The sequence below is a fragment of the Streptomyces sp. NPDC060002 genome (assembly GCF_042737245.1).
In the GTDB taxonomy this organism is placed as follows: domain Bacteria; phylum Actinomycetota; class Actinomycetes; order Streptomycetales; family Streptomycetaceae; genus Streptomyces.
On sequence record NZ_JBHWUW010000047.1, the window covers coordinates 28,888 to 50,902 of the forward strand.

The 22,015-nt window shown below is 69.9% G+C and carries 21 protein-coding genes; 8 read left to right on the forward strand and 13 right to left on the reverse strand.

The window, feature by feature from the left end:
• Positions 1 to 50: 50 nt before the first annotated feature.
• The 7 genes from ACFWBD_RS31560 to ACFWBD_RS31590 form a co-directional block, all read right to left on the reverse strand.
• The gene (locus ACFWBD_RS31560) at positions 51 to 1,667 is read right to left on the reverse strand and encodes a cation acetate symporter (protein ID WP_385674248.1); all 1,617 of its coding nucleotides are present in this window, start codon (positions 1,665 to 1,667) and stop codon (positions 51 to 53) included.
• On the reverse strand, positions 1,664 to 2,161 hold the full coding sequence (locus ACFWBD_RS31565) for a DUF485 domain-containing protein (RefSeq protein ID WP_385674251.1): 498 nt from the start codon (positions 2,159 to 2,161) through the stop codon (positions 1,664 to 1,666). The genes ACFWBD_RS31560 and ACFWBD_RS31565 overlap by 4 nt, the downstream gene beginning before the upstream one ends.
• A gap of 396 nt (positions 2,162 to 2,557) precedes the next feature.
• Entirely contained in the window at positions 2,558 to 3,835 is a 1,278-nt protein-coding gene (locus tag ACFWBD_RS31570; protein WP_385674254.1) for an ABC transporter substrate-binding protein, read from the reverse strand.
• Between the two features lie 5 nt (positions 3,836 to 3,840).
• On the reverse strand, positions 3,841 to 4,986 hold the full coding sequence (locus ACFWBD_RS31575; protein ID WP_385674257.1) for a branched-chain amino acid ABC transporter permease: 1,146 nt from the start codon (positions 4,984 to 4,986) through the stop codon (positions 3,841 to 3,843).
• The gene (locus ACFWBD_RS31580; RefSeq protein ID WP_385674260.1) at positions 4,983 to 5,873 is read right to left on the reverse strand and encodes a branched-chain amino acid ABC transporter permease; all 891 of its coding nucleotides are present in this window, start codon (positions 5,871 to 5,873) and stop codon (positions 4,983 to 4,985) included. Before ACFWBD_RS31580 ends, ACFWBD_RS31575 begins: the two co-directional genes overlap by 4 nt.
• Positions 5,870 to 6,673 carry an ABC transporter ATP-binding protein gene (locus ACFWBD_RS31585; protein WP_385674262.1) on the reverse strand — a complete coding sequence of 268 codons (804 nt, stop codon included), beginning with the start codon at positions 6,671 to 6,673 and terminating at the stop codon, positions 5,870 to 5,872. Before ACFWBD_RS31585 ends, ACFWBD_RS31580 begins: the two co-directional genes overlap by 4 nt.
• Positions 6,670 to 7,428, reverse strand: coding sequence for an ABC transporter ATP-binding protein (locus tag ACFWBD_RS31590; protein ID WP_385674264.1), 759 nt, complete (start codon positions 7,426 to 7,428; stop codon positions 6,670 to 6,672). Before ACFWBD_RS31590 ends, ACFWBD_RS31585 begins: the two co-directional genes overlap by 4 nt.
• Positions 7,429 to 7,617: 189 nt before the next feature.
• On the opposite strand from ACFWBD_RS31590, the gene ACFWBD_RS31595 reads away from it, so the two are divergent.
• Together ACFWBD_RS31595 and ACFWBD_RS31600 are read left to right on the forward strand one after the other, a co-directional pair.
• Positions 7,618 to 8,913 (forward strand): PucR family transcriptional regulator, encoded by a 1,296-nt coding sequence (locus ACFWBD_RS31595; protein WP_385674267.1) that lies wholly within the window; start codon positions 7,618 to 7,620, stop codon positions 8,911 to 8,913.
• A gap of 5 nt (positions 8,914 to 8,918) precedes the next feature.
• Positions 8,919 to 9,575: a TetR/AcrR family transcriptional regulator gene (locus ACFWBD_RS31600; protein WP_385674324.1), complete on the forward strand. Its 657-nt coding sequence runs from the start codon at positions 8,919 to 8,921 to the stop codon at positions 9,573 to 9,575.
• A gap of 162 nt (positions 9,576 to 9,737) precedes the next feature.
• Here ACFWBD_RS31600 and ACFWBD_RS31605 read toward each other — a convergent pair whose 3' ends face one another.
• The 3 genes from ACFWBD_RS31605 to ACFWBD_RS31615 form a co-directional block, all read right to left on the reverse strand.
• Positions 9,738 to 10,430, reverse strand: coding sequence for a TetR/AcrR family transcriptional regulator (locus ACFWBD_RS31605; protein ID WP_385674269.1), 693 nt, complete (start codon positions 10,428 to 10,430; stop codon positions 9,738 to 9,740).
• A gap of 190 nt (positions 10,431 to 10,620) precedes the next feature.
• Positions 10,621 to 11,277, reverse strand: coding sequence for an HAD family hydrolase (locus ACFWBD_RS31610; RefSeq protein ID WP_385674272.1), 657 nt, complete (start codon positions 11,275 to 11,277; stop codon positions 10,621 to 10,623).
• 91 nt (positions 11,278 to 11,368) lie between these two features.
• Positions 11,369 to 12,568 (reverse strand): acetyl-CoA C-acyltransferase, encoded by a 1,200-nt coding sequence (locus ACFWBD_RS31615; protein ID WP_385674274.1) that lies wholly within the window; start codon positions 12,566 to 12,568, stop codon positions 11,369 to 11,371.
• A gap of 300 nt (positions 12,569 to 12,868) precedes the next feature.
• Between ACFWBD_RS31615 and ACFWBD_RS31620 the strand changes: the two genes are divergently transcribed.
• The 5 genes from ACFWBD_RS31620 to ACFWBD_RS31640 all read left to right on the forward strand — a co-directional run bounded on the left by ACFWBD_RS31620 (position 12,869) and on the right by ACFWBD_RS31640 (position 17,365).
• Positions 12,869 to 13,708 carry an alpha/beta fold hydrolase gene (locus tag ACFWBD_RS31620; RefSeq protein WP_385674277.1) on the forward strand — a complete coding sequence of 280 codons (840 nt, stop codon included), beginning with the start codon at positions 12,869 to 12,871 and terminating at the stop codon, positions 13,706 to 13,708.
• Between the two features lie 47 nt (positions 13,709 to 13,755).
• Entirely contained in the window at positions 13,756 to 14,577 is an 822-nt protein-coding gene (locus tag ACFWBD_RS31625) for a hypothetical protein (RefSeq protein ID WP_385674280.1), read from the forward strand.
• 51 nt (positions 14,578 to 14,628) lie between these two features.
• Positions 14,629 to 14,853, forward strand: a complete 225-nt coding sequence (locus tag ACFWBD_RS31630; protein ID WP_385674283.1) for a hypothetical protein — start codon at positions 14,629 to 14,631, stop codon at positions 14,851 to 14,853.
• A 993-nt stretch (positions 14,854 to 15,846) separates the two neighbouring features.
• Positions 15,847 to 16,188 (forward strand): peptidoglycan-binding protein, encoded by a 342-nt coding sequence (locus tag ACFWBD_RS31635; RefSeq protein WP_385674327.1) that lies wholly within the window; start codon positions 15,847 to 15,849, stop codon positions 16,186 to 16,188.
• Positions 16,189 to 16,924: 736 nt separating this feature from the next.
• Positions 16,925 to 17,365 carry a hypothetical protein gene (locus ACFWBD_RS31640; RefSeq protein ID WP_385674286.1) on the forward strand — a complete coding sequence of 147 codons (441 nt, stop codon included), beginning with the start codon at positions 16,925 to 16,927 and terminating at the stop codon, positions 17,363 to 17,365.
• A gap of 132 nt (positions 17,366 to 17,497) precedes the next feature.
• On the opposite strand, the gene ACFWBD_RS31645 is transcribed toward ACFWBD_RS31640, so the two are convergent.
• A complete protein-coding gene (locus ACFWBD_RS31645) occupies positions 17,498 to 18,148 on the reverse strand; it encodes a hypothetical protein (RefSeq protein WP_385674289.1) in 651 nt (216 codons plus the stop codon).
• Between the two features lie 481 nt (positions 18,149 to 18,629).
• Here ACFWBD_RS31645 and ACFWBD_RS31650 point away from each other — a divergent pair, with 481 nt between their 5' ends.
• Positions 18,630 to 19,616 (forward strand): helix-turn-helix domain-containing protein, encoded by a 987-nt coding sequence (locus ACFWBD_RS31650; protein WP_385674292.1) that lies wholly within the window; start codon positions 18,630 to 18,632, stop codon positions 19,614 to 19,616.
• A 456-nt stretch (positions 19,617 to 20,072) separates the two neighbouring features.
• Here the strand turns inward: ACFWBD_RS31650 and ACFWBD_RS31655 are convergent, their stop codons facing one another.
• Both ACFWBD_RS31655 and ACFWBD_RS31660 read right to left on the reverse strand, forming a co-directional pair.
• Positions 20,073 to 21,620, reverse strand: a complete 1,548-nt coding sequence (locus tag ACFWBD_RS31655) for a GMC family oxidoreductase (RefSeq protein WP_385674295.1) — start codon at positions 21,618 to 21,620, stop codon at positions 20,073 to 20,075.
• Positions 21,621 to 21,766: 146 nt separating this feature from the next.
• On the reverse strand, positions 21,767 to 22,009 hold the full coding sequence (locus ACFWBD_RS31660; RefSeq protein WP_385674298.1) for a hypothetical protein: 243 nt from the start codon (positions 22,007 to 22,009) through the stop codon (positions 21,767 to 21,769).
• Between the last annotated feature and the right edge of the window lie 6 nt (positions 22,010 to 22,015).

Sequence of the window (22,015 nt, forward strand, 5' to 3'; positions counted from 1 at the left end):
TGCGGCGGCGGCACCGAGGACGCCTGTCCGGTCCGCCCCCGCCGCCTAGGTCATTCGGCTGCGGCGAGCAGACGTGCCTCGCCCTCCTCGTACAGCTGTCGGCTCTCCCGGCTGTCGGCGGCGCGGCGCCGGTGGTCCAGACGGCTGCCCAGCCAGCCCGCCAGGTAGCCCAACGGGATGGAGACCAGTCCGGTGGACTGCAGGGGGAACCAGTGGAAGTCGGCGTTCGGGAAGACGGCGGACGGCGTGCCCGAGACGGCCTTGGAAAAGACCATCAGCACCAGCGCGCAGGCCGCGCCGCCGTAGAGGGTGGCGAGCAGGCCGGTGCGCGTGAATCCCCTCCAGAACAGGGAGTAGGTCAGCGCGGGAGCCACCGCGGAAGCCCCGATGCAGACGGCCAGAGTGGTCAGCACCCCGACGTCCCGGTTCTGGACCAGGGTGGCGAGCCCGATGGCGACGGTTCCCACGGCCACGCTCGTCCACGCCGCCACCGTCATCTCCGTACGCGGGTCCGCCTGTCCCCGCCGCGCCGCATGGGCGAACAGGTCGTGGGCGAGCGACGAGGCCGCGGCCAGGGTCATCCCCGCGACCGAGGACAGCAGGGTGATGAACACCATTCCCGCCACGGCCGAGTAGAGAATCGTCGCGCCCGCGGAGGCGGGGGCCCCGCCCAGCACCTGCGACAGCATGAGCACCGACGTCCTGCCGTACGGGTCGGCCGCGATGATGGACCGCGATCCCACCAGGGCTGCCGCGCCCGTACCCACGATGATCACGAGCAGGCAGAAGGTGGTGACCGTGCCGACGGCCCACGACATGGAGCGACGCACGGCCGGCACGTCCTGCGAGGAGTACAGACGCATGGTGATGTGGGGCAGGCAGGCCACGCCGAGGACCACGGTGATCTGGAGACCGAGGAAATCCAGCCGGTCGGCGGCCGAGGTGCCCAGCTGAAGGCCCTGCTGAAGGAAGGCGGGGCCCGTGCCGCTGCCGTGCTGGGCGGCCCTGAACAGGTCTCCGGGGTTCCAGCCGAAGCGGTTCAGGACCAGGGCGGCGACGACGACGCTGGTGCCGAGCAGGATGACGATCTTGATCATCTGCAGGAGCGCGGTTCCCCGCATACCGCCGAGGGCCGCGTAAATGATCATCAGGCTGCCGACGATGACGATGCACGCCGTTCTGGCGCCCGCCCCGTGCGGCATGTCCAGGATGAAGGTGAGCAGGGACCCGGCACCGGAGAGCTGGACGACCAGGAAGGGCAGGGTGGCCGAAAGCGTCACCGTGCAGGCGGCGATGCGCACGGCCCGGCCGGGCATGTTGCGGGCCAGGACGTCGCCCATGGTGAACCTGCCGGCGTTACGCAGAGGCTCGGCCATCAGGAACATCAGCAGCACCAGAGACAAGGCGGTGCTGACCGCGAGGACATAGCCGTCGTATCCGGCGAGCGCGATGATGCCGGTGGTGCTCAGCACCGTGGCCGCGGAGATGTAGTCGCCCGCGATGGCCAGGCCGTTCTTGAACGGGGTGAGTGAGAGGTAGCCGGTGTAGAAGTTGGTCAGATCGTCGCGGTCCGGTCCCGTCATCACGCACATCATCAGCGTGACGGTGACCAGGGTGGTGAAGAGGACGAGGACGGTGGCCTGCGACCCGGCGCCGAAGTCGGTCATCTCGCCACCCCCGCCGGCCGGCCGGCCGCCCGCTCCCTGACGGCATGGGCCAACGGGTCCACCGAGCGTCGTGCGCTGCGCCCGTAGGAGAAGACCGCCGCGAAGGTGACGAGGAGCTGAAGGATCCCCAGGGCCATTCCCAGGCTCAGCTCCCCGGTGATCCTGGCCCCCATCAGCCCAGTTGCGTAGCAGGACAGCACCACGTACACCACGAAGGAACCGAGCGCGGTGAACGTCGAGACCCGGCGGAGGACGCGGTAGGCCGAGCGAAGGGCGGCGAGGTCGGCGCTGTGCCGATGCGTCTCGTGCGCGTACGGCTCCTGCCGGGCGGCTTGCCCGTACCGGTCGTACGCAGAGTCGTCGTATCGGGACGGGGAGGGCTCCTGCCCCGGATCCCGCCCGTACGACGCGTACCGAGGGGCGTCGCCGTACGGCTCGGTCCACGGCTGCGGCCATTCCGGCTGCGGGTACCGCCTGTCATCGGGATATGTCATCGCGTGGCCTTTCGGTGCGGCTCGGCTCCGTAGGGGCTGGGGCAGAAGGGTGCGGCGGGCAATCCAACATACCGACTGGTCGGAATGTTGGATTGCCCGCGGAGCGTCATGCCTTGGGCTCGACGTGGCGACCGGTGAGCGGCGTCGGTCGACGGCTCGACGGCTCGACGGCCTGGAACATAGGCGGCTGACGGGCGGGGCGGCCTGTGGCGGCACGTATCACGGCGACCGGGCAGCGACTGCCTCCTCCACACCCGCGGCCCGGTCCGGCGCCACCGTGCCCGGCAGACGTCGGGTCCTCCACCTGCCGGCGGGCACACAAGGTTCCGGGCCCCGGTGACGGGGCGAGGGCGGTCCGCAGGTGTCGGGGCATCGACGCGGACCGCCCCCACCGGCTCACTTCGCCGCCGGGCCGAACTCCTCGCGGGTGTCGACCGGCTTGCCGAACAGCTGCCACCGCTCGCCCTCGAACCGCATCAGCCGCATCGTCTCGAGCGGAAAGGCGTCGCCGGGGCCGGTGGACATGGTGACCCCGGGCAGCAGCATGTTCACCTTCACGTCCTTCAGGCTGCGCACCGCGTCCCGCAGTCCTTCCCTGGTCGGGCACTTCATCGCGTCCAGGGCCTGGTGCAGGCTGGAGGCGACGGCCCAGCCGTAGGCGTTGAACTGGTTGGCCGGGTCGGCGTCGGGCGCGTACTTGTGCAGCGCGTCCTTGTACGCCTTCATCTCCGGGTCGGCGGCCCACTGCGGGTCGGCGGGGTCCTTGAAGTAGGTGGCCGAGACCACGCCTTGGACGTTCTTGAACCCGACCGGCTTGAGCACAGCGGCGGACGAGGCCACGTTGTTCACGATGTGCAGCGGGTTCCACTTGGTGTTCTTGGCGTCGGCGGCGAGGGCCTGGCTGCCGAACTTGGGGGTGGTGACATCGAGCAGCACGTCCGCCTCGGAGCGTGCGAGGCTCACCATCTGTGCCGACACGGAAGGGTCGGTGACCTCGTAGCTCTCCTCGGCGACCACCTTGACGCCGCTGCCGGCGACGGCCTTCTTGAACCCGCCGAGCAGCTCCTTGCCGAAGTCGTCGTTCTGGTAGAGGACCGCGACCTCGGCCCTGGGCCTCGCGTCCTTGAGGTACTTGGCGTACACGCGGGCCTCGGCCACGTAGTTGGGCTGCCAGCCGATGGTCCAGGGGTGCTGGTCGCCCGTGCCCCAGGCGGAGGCGCCCGTGGCGACGAAGGGCTGCGGCACCCTCTGCTTGTTGAGGTAGTCCCACACGGCTGCCGTGGACGGAGTGCCCAGGGTCTGGAACACCGCGAAGACCTTTTCCTGCTCGACGAGTCTGCGGGCCTCCTCGACCGCCTTGGGCGGCTGGTAGCCGTCATCGCGGACGACGAACTCGACCTTGCGGCCGCCTATGCCGCCCTTGCCGTTGACGTAACCGAAGTAGGCGGCCGCGCCCTTGCTGATCGTGCCGTACGCGGAGGCGGGTCCCGACAGCGGGTAGATCCCGCCCAGCTTGATGGTCTTGTCGGTGATGCCGGTGGTCTGCTGGCCCTTGCACGCGCCGTCGGCGGCGGTGTCCTGGGCATCCTGCCCTCGCCGGCCGCTGCAGGCGGTCGCGGTGAGCAGGGCGGCGGTCACGGCCGCGGCCGCCCGCAGAGCGGTCGTCTTGCGCATATGGTTCATTCCTTTTCCGTACGGGGCGGTGCGCCCACGGGTTCGGCGTCGACAACTGCGGGGTCCGCAGGGGTGTGAGTCGCGGAGGGGCCGGACAGGGCCTGGGACTTCGGCTCCGCATCGGGCACGGATTCGGCCGGTGGCGTCCCGTCGAGGGCAGCGGTGGTGCGGGGCAGACGACGGGCGACTGCGCCGAGGACACGGCCCGGCAGACCGGCCAGTCCCGTGGGGGCCACGAACATCACCGTGATGATCAGCAGGCCGAACACCAAGCCCGGCGCCGCCTCGCTGACGTCCTGGGACACGCTCGGCACGTACATCACGAACGCCGCTCCCAGCAGGGGTCCGTACAGCGAGCCGAGCCCCCCGACCACCAGGCCGGCCAGCAGGGTGATGGACAGAACGAAGCTGAAGGAGTCGGGCGAGACAAAGCCGATCACCCAGGTGTACAGACAGCCGGCCACACCCGCGAACATCGCGCTCCACGCGAAGGCGAGGGTCTTGTGCAGCGACAGCCGCACGCCCATGACCTCGGCGGCGCTCTCGTTGTCCCGCACGGCCAGCAGTGCCCGGCCGACGCGGGACCGCAGCAGGTTGCGGGCGAGCAGGAGGACCACCGCGGTGACGGCGAGGACGACGAAGTACATCCACTGGTCCTCGGCCAGCCCGCTCCACGCGGGCGGCTGCAGCTTGTCCAAGGTCAGGCCCATGGAGCCGCCCGTCACCGGCTCGAGCCGCTTGAGCAGGGGCGGCAGGAACACCGCGAACGAGAGGGTGACCAGGGCCAGGTACAGCCCGCGCAGTCGCAGCGCGGGCACTCCGAACCCGAGGCCCAGCAGGAAGCATCCGGCGGCCGCGGCCGGCAGCGTGGCCAGGTGGCCGGTGTCGTACCGGTCGAGCATGACCGCCGCCGTGTAGGCGCCCGCCGCGAAGAACGCGCCGTGCCCGAGCGAGATCTGCCCGCCGAAGCCGACCAGCAGGTTCAGGCCGGACAGCGCCACGGTGTACAGGAGCACCATGGTGAGCTGGAATACCTGGAAGGGGGCGAAGCAGAACGGTGCGCCGAGGGCGACCGCCGCCGCGACCACCATGGTGAGCGCCCGCAGCCTCCGGGCGCGGTCCGTGCCGAGTGTGGTGGTGACCGTGCTCATGCGCGTTCCACCGCCGCCCGTCCGAACAGGCCCTGGGGCCGCACCAGCAGTACCGCCAGAATGATCACCAGGGGAACCCCCACCTTCAGATCGGCGCCGATCACGTCCACGTACGCCCCGGTCAGCGTCTCGGCGACGCCCACGAACAGGCCGCCGACGACCGCACCGACCGGGCTGTCGAAGCCCCCGAGGGTGGCTGCGGCGAACGCGTAGATCAGCACCCCGCCCATCATGTTGGGCTCCAGGAACAACACCGGGGCGACGAGGACGCCCGACACCGCGCCGACCGTCGAGGCCAGGCCCCAGCCGAGCATCAGCACCCGGCCCACCCGGATGCCCGACAGCCGGGCGGAGGCCGGATTGCAGGCGACCGCCCGCATCACCAGGCCGATGGAGGTGTGCTGGAACAGCAGATACAGCAGGCCCATGACGACGGCCACCACGCCGATGATCCCGAGCGTCGACCAGTCCATACGCACACCGGTCAGGTCGAGTCCGCCGTCGGGGAAGGGCTGCGGGAAGTCCTTCACGGTGAACGACCAGATCAGGCCGGCCAGCGCGTTGACGAAGATGAACAGGCCGACCGTGACGATGACCACCGTCAGCTCGGGCGCGCCCTGTACGGGGCGGATGACCATCCGCTCGAGCAGCATGCCGCCGGCGAAGGACACCGCGAGAGTGACCGGCAGCGCCAGCCAGTACGGCATCCCGGACGCCACCAGCTGCCAGGCGACGTACGTCGAGAGCATGGCCAGCTCGCCCTGCGCGAAGTTGACGATCCCCGTGAACCGGTGGATCAGCACCAGGGCCAGCGCCAGGCTGGCGTACACGGCGCCGGAGCCCAGGCCCTCCACCACTTGTTGGAGCAGCTCGGTCACGGCGCTCACCCGGCTTTCCGGGAGTGGACGGAGACACCGAGGTACACCTCGGCGACCTGCCCGTCCTCGCGGATCTGCGCGGCCGGTCCGGACAGCACCAGGCGGCCGGCCTCCAGTACGTGAGCCCGGTGCGCGATGTCCAGCGCGAGCTGGGCGTTCTGCTCGACGACGACCACGGTGGTGCGTTCCTCCTCGTTGACGGCACGGACGATCTCGAACAGCTCGCGGGTGACCAGCGGTGCGAGCCCCAGGGACGGCTCGTCCAGGAGCAGCAGAGAGGGCCGCAGCATCAGCGCCCTGCCGATCGCGAGCATCTGCTGCTCCCCGCCGCTGAGGCTGCCGGCGGCCTGACCCGACCGCTGGCGCAGTCTGGGGAAGTAGTCGCAGATCCGTTCCAGGTCGGCCGCCACGGCCGCACGCTCGGCGCGGCCCCGCCGGGGGCCGGTGCGCAGATGGGCGCCGATGCGCAGGTTCTCCTCGACGGTCAGGTCGTTGAAGGTGCCCCGGCCCTCGGGCACATGCGCCACGCCGAGCCTGGCGGCCTGCTCGGGCGAGCGGCCCAGCAGTTCCTTGCCGTCCAGGGTGACCGAGCCCCGGCCGCGGACCATGCCGCACAGCGCCCGCAGCGTCGTGGTCTTGCCCGCGCCGTTGGGTCCGAGGATCGCGCACACCTCGCCACGCGCGACGGAGAAGTCGAGGCCCTGGAGCACGCGGGCCTGGCCGTATCCGGCGTGCAGGTCGGCAACCTTCAGGAGGTTCCGCTCCGCACCCGCCGCGGCCCCGGTGCTGTCGGTGGTGGGCTCGCTCATGCGGCCACCCCCAGGTACGCCTCGACGACCGCCGGGTCGCGCTGGATCTCCTCCGGCGAGCCCTCGGCGATCTTGCGGCCGAAGTCGAGGCAGACCACCTTGTCGCACAGGCCCATCACGAAGGCCATATGGTGTTCGACCACCACGAGCGTGAGGTCGAACTCCTGGCGCACCGAGCGGACCAGATCCGCGAACTGGTCCACCTCGCCGTGGCTGAGGCCGTTGACGGGTTCGTCGAGCAACAGCAGCCGGGGCCGTACCGCGAGCGCCCGGGCGAGTTCGACGCGTTTGAGCGTGCCGAACGGCAGTGCGGAGGCCGGGTGGTCGGCGACGTCCGCCAGGCCGAGCCGCCTCAGCAGATCGTCCGCCAGGTCACGGAGCGCCCTCTCCTCCCGCCGGACGCGGGGCAGCCGGAGCGCCGCGGCGAGGTGTCCGGTGCGCCCCCGGCTGTGGGCGCCGATCATGACGTTCTCCCGGACCGTGAGCTGCGGGAACAGGCCCAGGTTCTGGAAGGTGCGGGCGATGCCACGCCCGGCCACGGCGTACGGAGGGAGGGCCAGCAGGTCCTCGTCCTCGAACCGCACGCCTCCGCCGTCGGCGGTGCAGCGCCTGGTGAGGCAGTTGAACAAGGTGGTCTTGCCGGCTCCGTTCGGCCCGATGAGCCCTACGGCGGTGCCCGGCTCGACGGTGAAAGTGACACCGTCCAATGCCGTGATCCCGCCGAAGCGCACGGTGATGTCTTCGACCGCGAGCATGAGTGACGCCCCTTCCGACGTGCTGGGGGGGTGGGCGAGCGTCACAGTAGGTGGGGGCGTTCCAGGCGCACATCGGGTGTGGGCACCCAACTTCCCGGTCGCCGGACTGTGCGCCGCGCACAGGTGCCGGGAGATGTCTCACGCCGAACCTGTTGACGAAGCACGAGGAGGGCGGCGACTATCGGCGGCATGCCTCGCGGCCCTGCACTGGGCACTCCCCCACTCTCCGAACCGCTCCGCCGGGAGCGGCGGCGGATCCTGCACGCCGTCCACGACCGGGTCGAGGAGGTGGCGGAGACCGCCGTCGACGTGATGCGCGCGGAGATCCCGTCGTACGCACTGCAGGACGAACGGTTCTTCGGCGACGTACGGGACCAGGTGCTCGAGCACTACCGGATGCAGTTGGCGGCGTTGGCCGGCGATCGCGACATCGCCCCCGAGGACCTGGTCTTCAGCCGCGCGGCAGCGATGCGCCGAGCACGCGCGGGGTTCGCCCTGGAGGACTGGATCAGTGCCTTCCGGGTCGGCCGGCAGGTGCTGTGGGACGCGCTGCTGGACTGCGCGGGCACGTCCGCCGAGGCCCAGCAGGCCGCGCTGTCCCTCGTCACCCCGCTGATGCGGTACGTCGACTACGCCAGCACCCATGCCGCGCAGGCGTACGTCGAATACCAGCAGCACGTGGTGGCGGACGCGGACCGGGAGCGCCGGGATCTCCTGGACCAGCTCCTGGCCGGGGTGGCGCCGACGCGCGGTCCGCTGTTCGCCGCGGCGCAGGCGTACGGCATCGGACCGCGCTCGCCGATGATGGCGGTCGTGGCGGTGTGCGTCGGCGACACCCGCACCGGCGACCCGACCTCGGCCGAGAACGGATATGCCGCCAGCGCGTCGATCAGCGTCGCCGGGCCCTGGGCCGGCAGAACGCTGGTCGTCGTGCGCCACGGCGAGGTGGTGGCCGTGCCCGTGGTCCGGGCCGGCATGGACGCGGAGGACATATGCGCCCACTTCGAGGCCGTGCAGCGGCGGCTCGCGCAGGCCGGAACCATGCTCTCCATGGGGATCAGTACGGTCGCCCGGGGCGCAGGTGAACTGTCGCGCGCCTACCAGGAGGCCCGGGCCGCCCTCGACCTGGTGCCGAGCGGGGGCGGGGTGGCAGCGCTGCCGCGGCTGTCCCCGTTCGACTACCTGGCGTTGCGCGCCGACGACCTCGCGCGCCAGCTGGTCGATCCCCGGGTGCGGTTGATGCTGGAGGAGGACCGCAGACGCGGCGACACGCTGGCCGCCACCATACGGACCTTCGCGGAGGCGGACCTCAACCTGCGGCTGGCCGCCGACCGCTTGCAAGTGCACCACAACACGGCGCACTACCGGTTGCGCCGGATCGAGGAACGCACCGGCCGCAATCCGCGCCGGATCGCCGACCTCCTGGAACTACTGGTCGCCCTCGCGATCCGCGACGGGGCCGATGAAGGTGGGGAATGCCAGTGAGCGGCATGGTGGAGTCCGCCGGGGCCGAGGCAGCACGTCAGCTGCCGGGCGGGCAGGGGCGCACGGGTCTGCCGGAGGAACAGGCCGGGCAGGACGGAACCCTCCGGCGCACGCTGCTCGACGCCGCGCTGGGGGTGTTCACCGAGCGCGGTTACACCGACGCCGGTCTCAGCGAGATCGCGACGCGCTGCGGCATCCCGGTGGGCAGCCTCTTTCAGCACTACGGCGGAAAGCGAGGGCTGTACCTCGCCCTGTGGGAGGAGTTCCGGGAGGAGCAGGAAAGCCGGACCGCGACCACGCTGACCGCTGAGCGCAACCGTGGCGTGGACGACCCCGTCGCCCTCTTCGTGGCGGGAGCCAGGGCCTACCTGGAGGGTGCCTGGGACCACCGGAGGCTCGGCAGACTCCTCGTGGAAGACGACGGCCCCGCGGGCTTCGACGCGCTGCGCCGCCAGTGGGACCGCGCATGGGTACGGCGCAATGCCCGGCTCCTGGAGATCGACGAGAGGCGACGCGCCGGCCGGGTCCGGGTGAGCGTGCTGACCACCGTCATCGGAGGGGCGGCGCGTGAGCTGGGCGACTGCGGGGACGAGACGGAAGCCCGGGAGATCGTGGACGAGGTGTGCGGCATCCTGATCCATCTGTCGGCACCCCCCAGCTGAACGCCCGGCGCCGGGCTGGGGCGGCAGGACCGGCCACAGCCCGACGACGCCTCACTCCCCGGACACCCGCGCCGAGTGCTGCGTCAGGGCAACAGCGGCCCCAGGGTGTACGCCTCGGTCTCGGCGCGATCCTCGGTCAGGCAGGCGGTCCAGGCTGCCGGGTCAGCGGTGGCCGGGGAACCGCAGGGCGTTCGCCCAGAGGCGGGTGACCGTGGACACCAGCTCCTCGAAGTCCACCGGTGCACCTTCTTCCTGCCGTTCGCCGACCACGAAGGCGTTGTAGGCCATGACGCTGACCATGCCCGACAGGGCACGGGAGGCCATCATCGGATCGACTGCACGGTCCGCGACACCCCGCACCTGCAGGTCGGCGATGCCGCGGGCATTGCGGCGGATGAACGCGTCAGCGCGCCGGCTTCGGAACTCACGGAACTCCGGCTCCACTTGGGCGACCTGCTCCAGCAGGGCCATCAGCTTCGCGTTGCGTCTGTACGCCTCGAGATACGCGCGGTTGCTCGCCTCGAGTACCGCATAGGGATCGTCGGCACCCTGCACCCGGCCCACGCCGGGGTGCATCATGTCCTCCTGCGCCTCCAGGAGGACGGCGGCAAGCACCTCCTCCTTGTTGGCGAAGTAGGTGTAGAAGGATCCCGCCGCGCATTGAGCTTCTCTGGTGATGTCGGTCAGGCGAGTGTCGAGGTAGCCGTCCCGTTCGAACACCTGCCGCGCGGCCTTCACCAGAGCGGCCCGAGTCCGCGCTCCGCGCTTCGTCGCAGGCGGCTCGCGAAGGTTCGAGAGGGGCGCCATGGGAGGCACGTTCTCGCCGTCGATCTCCTCGGGCGCGGTGGTGTCCATCCCGGAAACGGTACTTGAATCCGACGCCATAGTCACAAACGACGGACTGACCCTGGCGCCGCGCAGCACGACGGCAGGTCGGGAGTGACGGGCCCATGGCGGCAACACAGGATCGACACGCCGGTCGTGGGCGGCGCGCCTCCCGGGGACGAGCAGGCGGCGGCGCGGGTCCCACCTTCGCGGTCAGCGGTCAGCGGTCTGCGGTCTGCGGTCTGCGGTCTGCGGTGATCCCGAAGCGTTCGGCGAGTTGGCGGCGAGTATCGGCGGCGCTGGTGTGCAGCACCCCCCCGATTCCGATCCGGGCCGCTCCGTCGAGGTTCTGCCGCAGATCGTCGATCATGACTGCCTCCTCGGGGTCGACGCCCAGGCGTTCACATGCGATCGCGTAGATCCGCCGGGAGGGCTTGCGGATCCCGACCTCGGCGGAGATGACGACCGCGTCGGCAACGGAAGCGAGGTCGACGCCGTCGTAGGTTCCGGTACCGAACGAGTTGGAGACGAGCGCAACGGGATGGCCGGCGGCTCGAAGATCACCGAGCAGCGCGAGCATGTCCTGGTCGATCGACATTCCCGCCTGCATCCGGGCCGTGAGCCCCTCGGCCGGCACGTCTGCGCCGTGGACGCGGAGGCGTTCGGCGAACCCTCGCTCGAAGTCCTCGGCGTCGATACGGCCGCACTCGTGGTCGGCCAGGAGGGTGCGTGATCGCTGGTCCCGGCCGAGCAGTTCCAGCGGCAGGCGCGGGTCACCGCCGAGCGAGGCGCCGAAGTCGGTGAAAGCCCGCAGCACACTGGAGGTGATGACCCCTCCGAAGTCCACCAGGACCGCGGTCCTGGGCTTTGCCGCCACCTTCGACACGGTATCCACGTCTCTCCCTCACGGTCGGGCCCACTGCCGCGCAACGCGACGGCAGCCACGTTCTCCAGCAGGGACAGGGACCTCAGACGACCTCGAACAGGCCGGCTGCACCCATTCCGCCACCGACACACATCGAGATCACTACATACCGGACACCCCTGCGCTTCCCCTCGACGAGGGCATGCCCCACCAGCCGGGCACCGGTCATTCCGTACGGATGACCGACCGAGATGGCGCCGCCATCGACGTTGAACCGCTCCGGATCGATGTGCAGTTCGTCCCGGCAGTACAACGCCTGGGAGGCGAACGCCTCGTTGAGTTCCCACAGGCCGATGTCGTCAATGGTGAGGTCGTGCTGCTTCAGCAGTTTCGGAATGGCGAACACCGGACCGATGCCCATCTCGTCCGGGCCGCATCCGGCGACGGTCATACCCCGGTAGACACCCAGCGGCTCCAGTCCGCGGCGCTCGGCCTCCCCCGACTCCATCAGCACCGACGCCGAAGCCCCGTCCGACAACTGCGAGGAGTTGCCCGCCGTCACGCTGGAGCGGGCGCTCACCTGACCGTCGGGCAGCACCGGCGCCAACCCGGCCAGGCCGTCGAGCGTCGTCGACGCACGGTTGCCCTCGTCCCGGGCCAGGGTGACCTCCTCGTCCCGCACCTCCCCGGACTGCTTGTCGAGAACCCTCTTGGTGCTGGTGAGCGCGACGATCTCCCGGTCGAACCGGCCGGCCTCCTGCGCCGCCGCGGTGCGCTGCTGTGACACCAGCGCGAACTCGTCCTGACGTTCCCGGCTCACGCCGTACCGTTCGGCGACGATCTCCGCCGTCTGCAACATCGGCATGTAGATGCCCGGCTTGTGCTCGACCAGCCAGGGATCCGCCATGCGGTGGGTGTTCATGTGGTCGTTCTGCACCAGGGAGATCGACTCGACACCGCCGCCGACAGCGACCTGCATGCCGTCCGCGACGATCTGTTTGGCGGCCGTCGCAATGGCCATCAAGCCCGACGAGCACTGCCGGTCGATCGTCATCCCCGACACGACGTCCGGAAGTCCGGCACGCAGAGCAGCCTGACGCGCGACATTGAAACCCGAGGACCCCTGCTGCACTGCGCAGCCGAAGACCACATCCTCGACCTCGCCTCCCTCGAGCCCGGCGCGATGCACCGCGTGCGAAAGGGCATGGGCGGCAAGCTCCTGCGCCTGGGTGTCGTTGAACGCGCCGCGGTAAGCCTTTCCGATCGGCGTCCGCGCCGTCGAAACGATGACTGCTTCCCTCATGTCGCCTCACTGTTTCTTGTTGGCCCGGTACGTCCGGGAACTTCGTGGCCGGGATTCCGGGCGCCGTGAGCCGGGCTCGATTGCCGGCAGGGAGTGCCGAACGCCGACTGTGGCGCGGAGAGGGCTCCTTCAGAGCCTCCTCAAGCGACCGATGACTTGAGTCATGGCCCCGGCACTGACAGGGAGTCGGCCTTCCGATCGTTATAGTTGAATTCGGCGTCATGTTCAACCGCGAGCAGCTCTTGACAGTCGGCCTCGACACCTGAAGGCTACCGACCAGTCGGTATGAAGGGGTGGCGCGTGACCCAGCTGAGCCTCTCCACGGGTGCGGGCGTGTTCGACGCGATCGCGGCGGGTCCGCCCGAAGGCCGCCCGGTGCTGCTGCTGCACGGCTTCCCGCAGACGGGGCTGGTGTGGCAACGCCAGATCGCGGCATTGGCCGCGCACGGCTACCGGGTGGTGGCACCCGACCAGCGTGGGTACTCCCCCGGCGCCCGCCCCCAGCGGCCCGAGGACTATCGCATCAGCCTTCTCGTCGACGACGTGGTCGCGATCACCGAGGAACTGGGCTGGGCGGCGTTCGACCTGGTCGGCCATGACTGGGGAGGCGCGGTGGCCTGGTGGACCGCTCACAGCCACCCCGGCCGCGTACGCACCCTGACGGCTGTCTCCACCCCGCACCCCGGCGCTCTGGCCACCACCCTGCGCACCGACCAGGATCAGCGCGAACGCTCGCACTACATGATCGACTGGCACGAAACACCCGCGACCGAAGAGCGCATGCTCGCCCACGACTCCCAAGAGCTTCGCGACCTCTTCGCCGGAAAGGTCCCACAGGACAGTGCCGAGGCCTACGTGTGTCACCTGTCCCAGCCGGGTGCTCTCACCGCCGCGCTGAACTGGTACCGGGCCGGCCGCCCCGACGGCGCGATCGGCGCCGTCGACGTGCCCACGCTGTACGTCTGGAGCACCGAGGACAGCGCGTTCGGCCCGGCCGCCGCACAGGAGACCCGGCGGTGGGTCAACGGGCCGTACCGGTTCGAGACCCTCCAGGGCGTCAGCCACTGGGTCCTCGAGGAGGCGCCCGAAACGCTGAGCCGCCTGCTGCTGGGACACCTGCGAGAGCACGGCAATTGCTGAACCCGCAGCGAACACCCCGTTCGTCGACTCTCCGAAGAGGGGACCTCATGAAGACTGCGCGCATGGCCTGGCGCCGCCTCGAGCCCGTACACGCCATGATCTACTTCGTCCCCGAGGGAAGGCGACGGTACGCGGACCTCGGACTGAGCCGACGCGCCGGGTACTTCACCTCCCGGAGCGCCGCGTTCGGCCCAGCGTCCGCCCAGCTGGTCATCTCGACCTTCTACAACTTCAACCCCGATGTCGTACGGCAGGCAGTCGACGGGGCCTGGGACGCAACGACGCCGCAGCAGGTGCTGCACGCGCGGTACGCCGCTGCGGGCGAGGCTCTGCGGCGTGCGGGAATCCACGAGTTGCCCGCCCTGGACGAGGTCCTGGCACTGGCCCGCCGGGCCGCCGAGGCGGCCTGCGAACACGCGCAGGGTCGCCCACTGTTCGCCGCGCATGCCGCACTGCCGTGGCCGGAGGAGCCGGTACTGCAGCTGTGGCACGCCCAGACCCTGCTGCGGGAGTTCCGTGGAGACGGCCATGTCGCGTGCCTGCTGAGCGAGGGCGTCGGAGGCTTGGAGGCCCTGGTTCTGCACGCCGCCACCGGTGACGTTCCCGTCGGCTTCCTCAAAGCGAGCCGCGCATGGCCCGAGGAGAAGTGGGCCGGCACCCAGGAGCGCCTGCGCGAGCGAGGTCTCCTCGACGGCGACTCCCTCAGCTCGCAAGGCGTACTCCTGCGTCGTCATATCGAGGACCGCACCGACCGGCTGGCCCTTCCCGCCTACGCCGCCTTGAATGACGCCGGCTGTGAGCGTCTCGCCGAACTCGCCGGCCCCTTCGGCCACGCCGTCGTCGAAGCCGGCCTTCTCAGGCTCGGCTGACAGGGCCTGTCACCCCCTGCGCCACGCACTTGTCCGCCTGAGCGGGCGGCCATGCCCCGCGAGAAGGCCGTGTCCGCGACTCGGGCGGACCATGACGTCGTCGACGAGTCCGTACGTGTCGCCGTACGGAAGGCGCAGCCATGGCGTCCGAACGAGTCGGGCGAGCGGATCGAGACAGTCGGCATCAGCCGGAACGACGATCCAGCCGTCGTCGGAGCACGGGTACTGCGAGGCCGGGGCGTCGGCCAGCACGACGTGGTCGCCCGCTCTGCGTGAGGCGTGGGTTACATACCGGCCGCGGGATGAAGACAAAGCCGCGCGGCCCACGTATTGCCTCCCGGAGAAGAGGGAGGGAAACCCGCCACCGAGGCGGCCTGCGCAGAGGCCCTCGCAGTGATCAGAACCCGACACCTGGTCCCTGACCGCCGCTGACGAAGAAATGGCCCGTCAGAAACAAGACAAGCCGAGGAGGACCCGGTGGATCGCAACGACGCCAGCCCTGAGCGGACTCCCGTCTCAGGCCCTGACATCGCGCATGAGATCAGGGACTCCTTCCAAGCCGTGCTCGACGCTTTGGATGCCGCACGCGCCGACCTCCTGCGCGAGCAGCAGGAACACGCCGAGGGCTCGTCTCGACCCCAGAGCCGGCACAGTCCCCCGACCGGGGATGTCCGCTTTCCCAAGCCGGCCCCGTCCCCCTCCTCGCCCCCGGCTTCCTCCGCATTCCGCCGGGCACTGCCGGTCAGACGTGTGTCGTCAGGCACGCAACCAGAGCGTCCGGGGCCTCACCGGCCAACTGCCGCTGAATCGCTGCCGACTGGCGGCCCGCGCCAGGCCGACAGCCCGCAGGCTGTCGTGGCGGAGACACCAGGGTTGCCCAGAGGCCCGCAGGCCTTCCCGCCGCCGTCGACGGGAAGGCCGCCGACAGCCAGTGGACCGGACCCGGAGGCTGTCGCACCGGCCGTGGCTCTTCCCACTCCGGCTCCCTGGCAAGAGAACGGGCGGAGCAGGAGCCCCCGGACGGGCACCGCTTGGTCGGACGTCCCCCCTTGTCCGGCTGTCCCGCTCGCCACCGCGCCCTCCAGGGGATCTGCGCCATCTGTCCGCGCACACGGAAGGAAGACCAGTGGCAGGCGGCGGCATGCCACCAGCCGCAGGAACCTGCAAGTCACCGGAATCCTGGGGCTGGGCGCGGCCGGCGGATTGGTCCTCGTCTCCTGGCTGCTGATCGACCACAACGCCGAAACCTCCTCTTCGCCTCCCGGGCGCGTGGAAACCCCACTGCCGGCGACTCCCGCGCCGAAGGACCCCGCTCCCCGGACTCCAGGGCAGACGAACGGTTCACAGCCCGGCACACCAGACCCGCCGCTCCCCGAAATCCCGGGCACGGGCGTCCTGCGCCAAGGCGACAGCGGCCATGGGGTCTACGAGTTGCAGGTACGTCTCCTGCAGATACCGGACATCTACGACGGTGGCCCGATCGATGGCCGCTACGACACGGGGGTCCGAGCGGCAGTGACCCGGTTTCAGAAGCGGTACGGGGTCAACGGCGACGAGAGCGGGGTCTACGGCGACAACACACGTCTTGCCCTCATGCTGCGGACCAAATAGCCAGCTGCACAAGGGCGGGGCCCTGGGATCACGTCGGCGCCCATCGTGGCAGGACGACGGAACTCCGGCTCCTCCAGCTGAGCCACCAGGTCCTGGCTTGCTGATGGCCTGTGGTGTGTCGGGTAGGAACTCCCCGGCTCCCCTTCCGGGTGCGCCAGGCCGGGCTGCTGGGCCACGGCGCTGCCGACTGGGACGGGCCCCGCCTGCACCTGCGCCGGCCCCTCGCCGCGCGTCACTGGTTGCGACCGGTCCACCCATACGTTGGACGTGTTGAACTCAGTCAGGGCCTGCAGGCCGCCGGGCGCGGTGACACGGCCTGGCAGCCATCATCACCCGCACGGCCCCACGAGGGATCCGCCCGGCCGTTCTCGCCACAGGGGCTGGGGCCCCTGTCCTCGTCCATGCCCGCGCCTCGCCCTCGACTTCCTCCTCGACGGACTCGACCGACTCCACCAGCAGTCCTGGAGCTCCACACAGGCGCGCGACCACGACCGGTGAACTTCGACCCCCCGGCTGCGGCTGCCGGCTCCCAGGCGGTCGTGGTAGGCGATGAGGTCGGGGGCGTCCGCGGCGGCGGGCTCGAGCGCGGCCGACCCGTGACCTTCACCCAGAAGCCGGCGAAGCCGGAGGATTCTTGATCATTCTTACGTTGCCCGGCAACAACAGGGACCACGGCTCACCTGATTGCCGAGGCCCCGGTGCGCGGGTCGGCGGCTGGGCAGGCTAGTTTGCTCGGGTGAGTCTCCTTGATGATGTAGCTGAGCGCGACGGCTGGCGCTGCTGGGTGTGCGACGAACCGGTCGACCCCGACAAGTCGGTGAACGACCCGCAGGGGCCCAGCGTTGACAGCCGGACCGCCGACCGGAAGGCCAAGGTCGCCGAGCGGCTCGCGCACCGCGGGTGCAACACCCGCAAGGGCGCGGTCAAGGTGGTCATCGCCTGGCCGGACCGCCTGTACGTGGTCGAACCCGCGCCGCTGATCACCGTTGCCGCCAGGCTGGAGCGCAAGGGGGGCCGCGAGATGGTGGGCCGTTGTCCGACCAGGCAGGACGCCCAAGAAGCGGCGGACTGGCTGGTGGACCGGTTCTCCCGACTGGCACCGGGACTGCCGGTGACCGCCGACATCGAGGCGGGCGGCGGCCAGTTCCTCGTCATCCTGGCCGCCCGCCACCGCTGACCGGGGATCACTCGTAGGACTCGTCCGGCGGGAGAAGGTGTCCCGGATCGCCGACTGCCGCAGCGGCCGGCCCCAGAACACACCATGCCCATTTCACCCTGACCTGCTGTTGACTACATGTCAGGCCACTCGCTAGTCGAAGTCGTAGTCGATGAAGGCGAGGCAGACGACGGTTCCGTCCGGCTCCACTGCTGAGTAGCCGTCCCTCTCCTCCCCCTCGACAGGAAAGAACAGGGCGTTGCCTCCGCGATCCGGATCGGTGATGATCTCGGCATAGTTGACTCGGCGGCCCTCACCGTCGCCGGCCGCGATGATGCACTTGGCATTGCGGAGATGAGCCTCGGCGCCTTCCACGCCGGCCCGCTTCGGGTCGAACGGGGCGCTGCACAAGACGGCGTATCCGTCCAGCGGGGCCGGTTCGTAGCCGTTGTATCCGTCGCTCCAGTCGGCCGCCGCGACACGGGCGGCGTCCGCCAAGGGCACGACGACGATGTCGGCCCGGGCAACCGGAGGCTTGCCGTCCTCCCGGTACCAGTAGAAACCCGCGTATACCGGAGCGCTGCTCAGTCCTGGGGGCAGGCCGCCGTGATACCAGCCGCCGCGACCCATCCCGAACCAGGTAACCTCCCCCTCCAGCGTCAATTCCCCTACGTAGGCGAACCATTCTGGTTTGAGCGTGCGCATGTCGCGATGGCGGTTGATGTGGTCCACGCATTGCCGTAACAAGGCGTCAACGGTGTCCGTGACGCCCGCGAAATCTTGTGGGTCCTTGACTGAGCTCATGACAGAGCAGTGGCACCTGGGCCTGACATCCCCGCCTCCCCACTGCTGCGCAGTGAGGCCCTCAAGTCCCCGCCTACTGCCGACGAATCTCCGACACCAGCCTCGCGCTTTCGCGAGTGGACCTGTCCGGGCCTTGATCAAATAAGCGGAGTGCGATCCTGACCTGCGACGATAGGACTTTCCTGGGGTCCTGTTGGTCGCACGGAACAGAACGGCAGTCACATGATCGGCCGGTAGGTACCCTGCCACCGACACAGGCGATCAGCTCATCTCGCTGACTGAGAACGCATCAGGCCTGCCCCTCGACCGCTGCCTTGCGGGCCGTCTGTAGGAAGATCGGCACAGCGCCCACAGGAACCACGGCGACGTACGTAAGGAACACGAGCTCCACAGGCTGGTGTTGAAGCAGTACACGTGAGGGGATCGGAGAGTGACGAACAGTACTGGAGCGGAGGTCGACGGCGTGCGCGGGGTGTTCTCAGTGGACTCGATCGAGCCGGGCGCCGCACCGCGGGGACTCGACGCCTTCCGGCGCGGGTGGAAGACGCAGATTGGCGACGATGTCTTCCAACTGCCGGCCTTCAGCCCGGACACGATCGGTGACTTCCGGGTCAAGGGCCGCGTGGCCAAGGTGCACGGCGCGGCGATCGCCGACCTTCACGCCGCGTCGGCAACCCGGACCGCGGACGCCCCGGGCGGCGATCAGGATCTGGTGGCCATGTACGTGGTGCAGCGCGGCGCATGGACTCTGGGCGGCCCGCCCGGTTGCGGCGAGCAGACCGTATCGGCCGGGCAGTTCCTCGTCCGGCACCTCGGGCGCCTGTCGGCTTTCGAGACGACGGCGCACCTCACCGCGAAATTCCTCGTCCTGCCCCCAGGCGAGCTCAAACCCCTGCTCGGGAACCGGGTCATCACCGGGCCGGCGGACTCGGCCGATATACGCTTGCTGACGGCCTTCACGGGCATGATCCAGACAACGGTGGCCGACCTCGGCCCGGCCGGTGTGGAAGCCGCTCACGGCGCCCTGATCGAGCTGGTGAAGGCAGTGGCGAAGGGCCGGTTCGACGACGTGGAACCGCGGCTGGCTCCCGCGCTCACCCAGGCGGCCAAGGACCTCGCGGACCACCGGCTCGCTGATCCCGAACTCTCTCCCGCAATGCTTGCGCGTGAACTCAACGTCTCCGTCCGTACGCTGCACCGGGCATTCGCCGCAGTGGGAGAGCAGGTGACCACCTACATCCGCCATCGGCGACTGCACGAGGCCCGGCTCGCCCTCACCGCGCCGTCGGGTCGCCTGAGCATCTCGGAACTCGCCGCCCACTGGCAGTTCGCGGACAGCAGCCACTTCAGCCGGACCTTCAAGAGGCACTACGGTCAGACTCCCACCGAGTACGCACGCTCGACCGGAGCAGCCTCGCTCTCGGCGAACCGGCACCCGCCGGGCCACGGGGCGGCCGAAAGCGCGTGACCAGGGGCAAGTCGTATGTCAGCGGATGCCGCCTACTCGTGTCCCGCGCAAGGCAGGGGGCGCTGCGGGCGGCCTGGGCATTTGACCGCGACGGGATGTCGTCGATGAGGGCGCGGGTCTGGGCGACCTCGTCGGCTGTGTCCGCGGGGCCCTCGGTCGTTTCAGAATTTGGCGGTTCTCGGCGAGCGACGAGGTGATCTATCACCCCGTGGCTCGATGGTGTTCGCTGCCCGCCTTCCGCCGGCCGACCGACGACGAACCGGCGTCAGTCCCCTCACCTTCTCTTTCGCGCGCATGTGGCAGCCGTCCACACAGGCCCTGGAGCCGCCGAGCTCGCCGACCGCCTTGAGTTCGGCAAGCAGGGTGCCGGCAGCTGGTCGAAGACTGACCAGCTGCCGGCGGTCCGGGCGTCGGGGATGAGCGCGTCGTGGAAGCGCCGTGGGCGCTGCCGAAGGCTCAGTCGATCAGTTCGGCGGCCCGTTCGGCGATGGCGTAGACGGTCGCGTTGGTGTTGGCCGAGGGGATGGACGGCATCACCGAGGCATCGGCGACCCGCAGTCCGGCTATGCCGCGCACGCGAAGGTTGGCAGGGTCGACGACGGCATCGGCGTCGGTTCCCATGCGGCAGGTCCCGGTGAAGTGGAAGTAGGGGCCGGTGGCCTTGCGGATGAACTCGTCCGCGGATTCGCCGCTCGTCCCGGAGCCCGGCACCGCTTCCTGCTTGCGCCAGTCGGCGAACGCGTCGGCCTCCCCGATGCGGCGTGCCAGGGCCAGGCCCTTGCGCATGATCTCCAGGTCACGGTCGTCGCTCAGGTAGCCGGGGTCGACGACGGGAGCGCTGCCGGGATCGGCGTCCGCCAGGCGCACGGTGCCGCTGCTGTGCGGAGCCATCGCGGAGAAAGCGATGGAGTAGCCGTTGGCCGGCGGCTGGCCCCATGCCGACGGCAGCGGTGCGGCCACGATGTAGACCTGAAGGTCCGGCCGGGCCGCGGCGGGGTCGCTGTACAGCAGGCCCATCATTTCGGCCGGCGGATTGGCAGGGATGAACGGTACGGGCTGAATGGCCTCGTACACCACTCCCGCCATCGGATGGTCCTGCAGATGGGAGCCCACTCCCGGCAGGTCGGCGACGACGTCGATGCCGTGTTCCTCAAGGTGTTGTGCCGGGCCGATCCCTGACAGCATCAGGAGGTGTGCGGAACCGACGGCTCCCGCGGTCAGTACCACCTCGGCGCTGTCGACGGACACGTGCTCCCCGCCGATGGTGTACTCGACGCCGGTGCAGCGGCCCGCGGTGGTGCGCAGCCGCTGCACGGTCGCGTCCGTGACGACGTCCAGGTTCGGCCGGTCGAGGAACGGACGGATGTAGGCGTCGGCCGCGCTCTGGCGGACGCCGCCGGGCAGATTCATGTCACTCCACCCGAATCCGGTCTCCAGCCCGCTGCCGATGTCATCGGCGCGTGCGAACCCAGCCTCCACCGCGGCGTCGACGCCCGCCGTGGCCAGGGGATGGGGTTCCGGGACCGGGGCGACCACGACCGGCCCGTCCGTGCCCCGCACGGAGGCACTACGGTTGCGAGTGCTCTCGCTGCGGCGGAAATAGGGCAGCAGATCGTCGAAACCCCAGCCTGGAGCACCGAGGCCGGGCCATTCGTCGTAACCGGAGCGGTGCCCCCGCAGGTGGTAGAGGCCGTTGATGCTCGACGATCCGCCGAGCGCCTTGCCGCGCAGCACGTCAGCGGCCCTGCCTGTACCGGCCTGCACGGTCGAGGCGGCAAGCCAGAGGGATGAGGGGTCGAACCCCAGGAAGCCCCACGGAGATGCCATCGTCTCGGTTGCGTCCCGGGCTCCCGCCTCCAGCAACAACACCCGCACGCCGGGGCGTTCCGAAAGCCGGGAGGCGATCACGCATCCCGCTGTCCCTGCTCCCACCACGACATAGTCATAAGGACTCTTGGCCATCATGTCTCCGCTTTCCACGGCAGCCTCGTCCGGCCACCGCATTTCAGAAAATCCAGTCTTCGACGATCAAGGAGCTGATCGGGGTTATGCACTGAAGGGGCAAAGGTTGGGATGGTTGTCTTCGCGTCAGCCCCGTGGGTCGCCCAGACGCGTCCCGGCTCGGCGCGCAGAAGGCGTGGGAGCGGCTGTCAGCAGCGCGTGGGCTCCAGCGGAGCACGGCTTGCCCGGATGGAGGCCCGCCACGCGCCCCCGCTGGTGTAGGCGTTGGCGGGGCTGACGGACACCGAGGTGACCCGGTGGCAAACGATCACCTTGATCCGGCGGCCCTGGGCGCGCCCGATCCGCACACTGCCGATCATCCCGCTGAAGATGTCCATGCCGGCGCCGGTACCTGCGATGACGGCCACGCGGCCGGAGTTCACTTGGTTCACGAGTTT

Coding starts and splice junctions, on each gene's coding strand:
- ACFWBD_RS31570 (WP_385674254.1), bottom strand. CDS start 3,835: ATGCGCAAGACGACCGCTCTGCGGGCGGCCGCGGCCGTGACCGCCGCC.
- ACFWBD_RS31575 (WP_385674257.1), bottom strand. CDS start 4,986: ATGAGCACGGTCACCACCACACTCGGCACGGACCGCGCCCGGAGGCTG.
- ACFWBD_RS31585 (WP_385674262.1), bottom strand. CDS start 6,673: ATGAGCGAGCCCACCACCGACAGCACCGGGGCCGCGGCGGGTGCGGAG.
- ACFWBD_RS31605 (WP_385674269.1), bottom strand. CDS start 10,430: ATGGACACCACCGCGCCCGAGGAGATCGACGGCGAGAACGTGCCTCCC.
- ACFWBD_RS31595 (WP_385674267.1), top strand. CDS start 7,618: ATGCCTCGCGGCCCTGCACTGGGCACTCCCCCACTCTCCGAACCGCTC.
- ACFWBD_RS31645 (WP_385674289.1), bottom strand. CDS start 18,148: ATGAGCTCAGTCAAGGACCCACAAGATTTCGCGGGCGTCACGGACACC.
- ACFWBD_RS31655 (WP_385674295.1), bottom strand. CDS start 21,620: ATGCGGTGGCCGGACGAGGCTGCCGTGGAAAGCGGAGACATGATGGCC.
- ACFWBD_RS31600 (WP_385674324.1), top strand. CDS start 8,919: ATGGTGGAGTCCGCCGGGGCCGAGGCAGCACGTCAGCTGCCGGGCGGG.
- ACFWBD_RS31560 (WP_385674248.1), bottom strand. CDS start 1,667: ATGACCGACTTCGGCGCCGGGTCGCAGGCCACCGTCCTCGTCCTCTTC.
- ACFWBD_RS31565 (WP_385674251.1), bottom strand. CDS start 2,161: ATGACATATCCCGATGACAGGCGGTACCCGCAGCCGGAATGGCCGCAG.
- ACFWBD_RS31590 (WP_385674264.1), bottom strand. CDS start 7,428: ATGCTCGCGGTCGAAGACATCACCGTGCGCTTCGGCGGGATCACGGCA.
- ACFWBD_RS31625 (WP_385674280.1), top strand. CDS start 13,756: ATGAAGACTGCGCGCATGGCCTGGCGCCGCCTCGAGCCCGTACACGCC.
- ACFWBD_RS31615 (WP_385674274.1), bottom strand. CDS start 12,568: ATGAGGGAAGCAGTCATCGTTTCGACGGCGCGGACGCCGATCGGAAAG.
- ACFWBD_RS31630 (WP_385674283.1), top strand. CDS start 14,629: ATGCCCCGCGAGAAGGCCGTGTCCGCGACTCGGGCGGACCATGACGTC.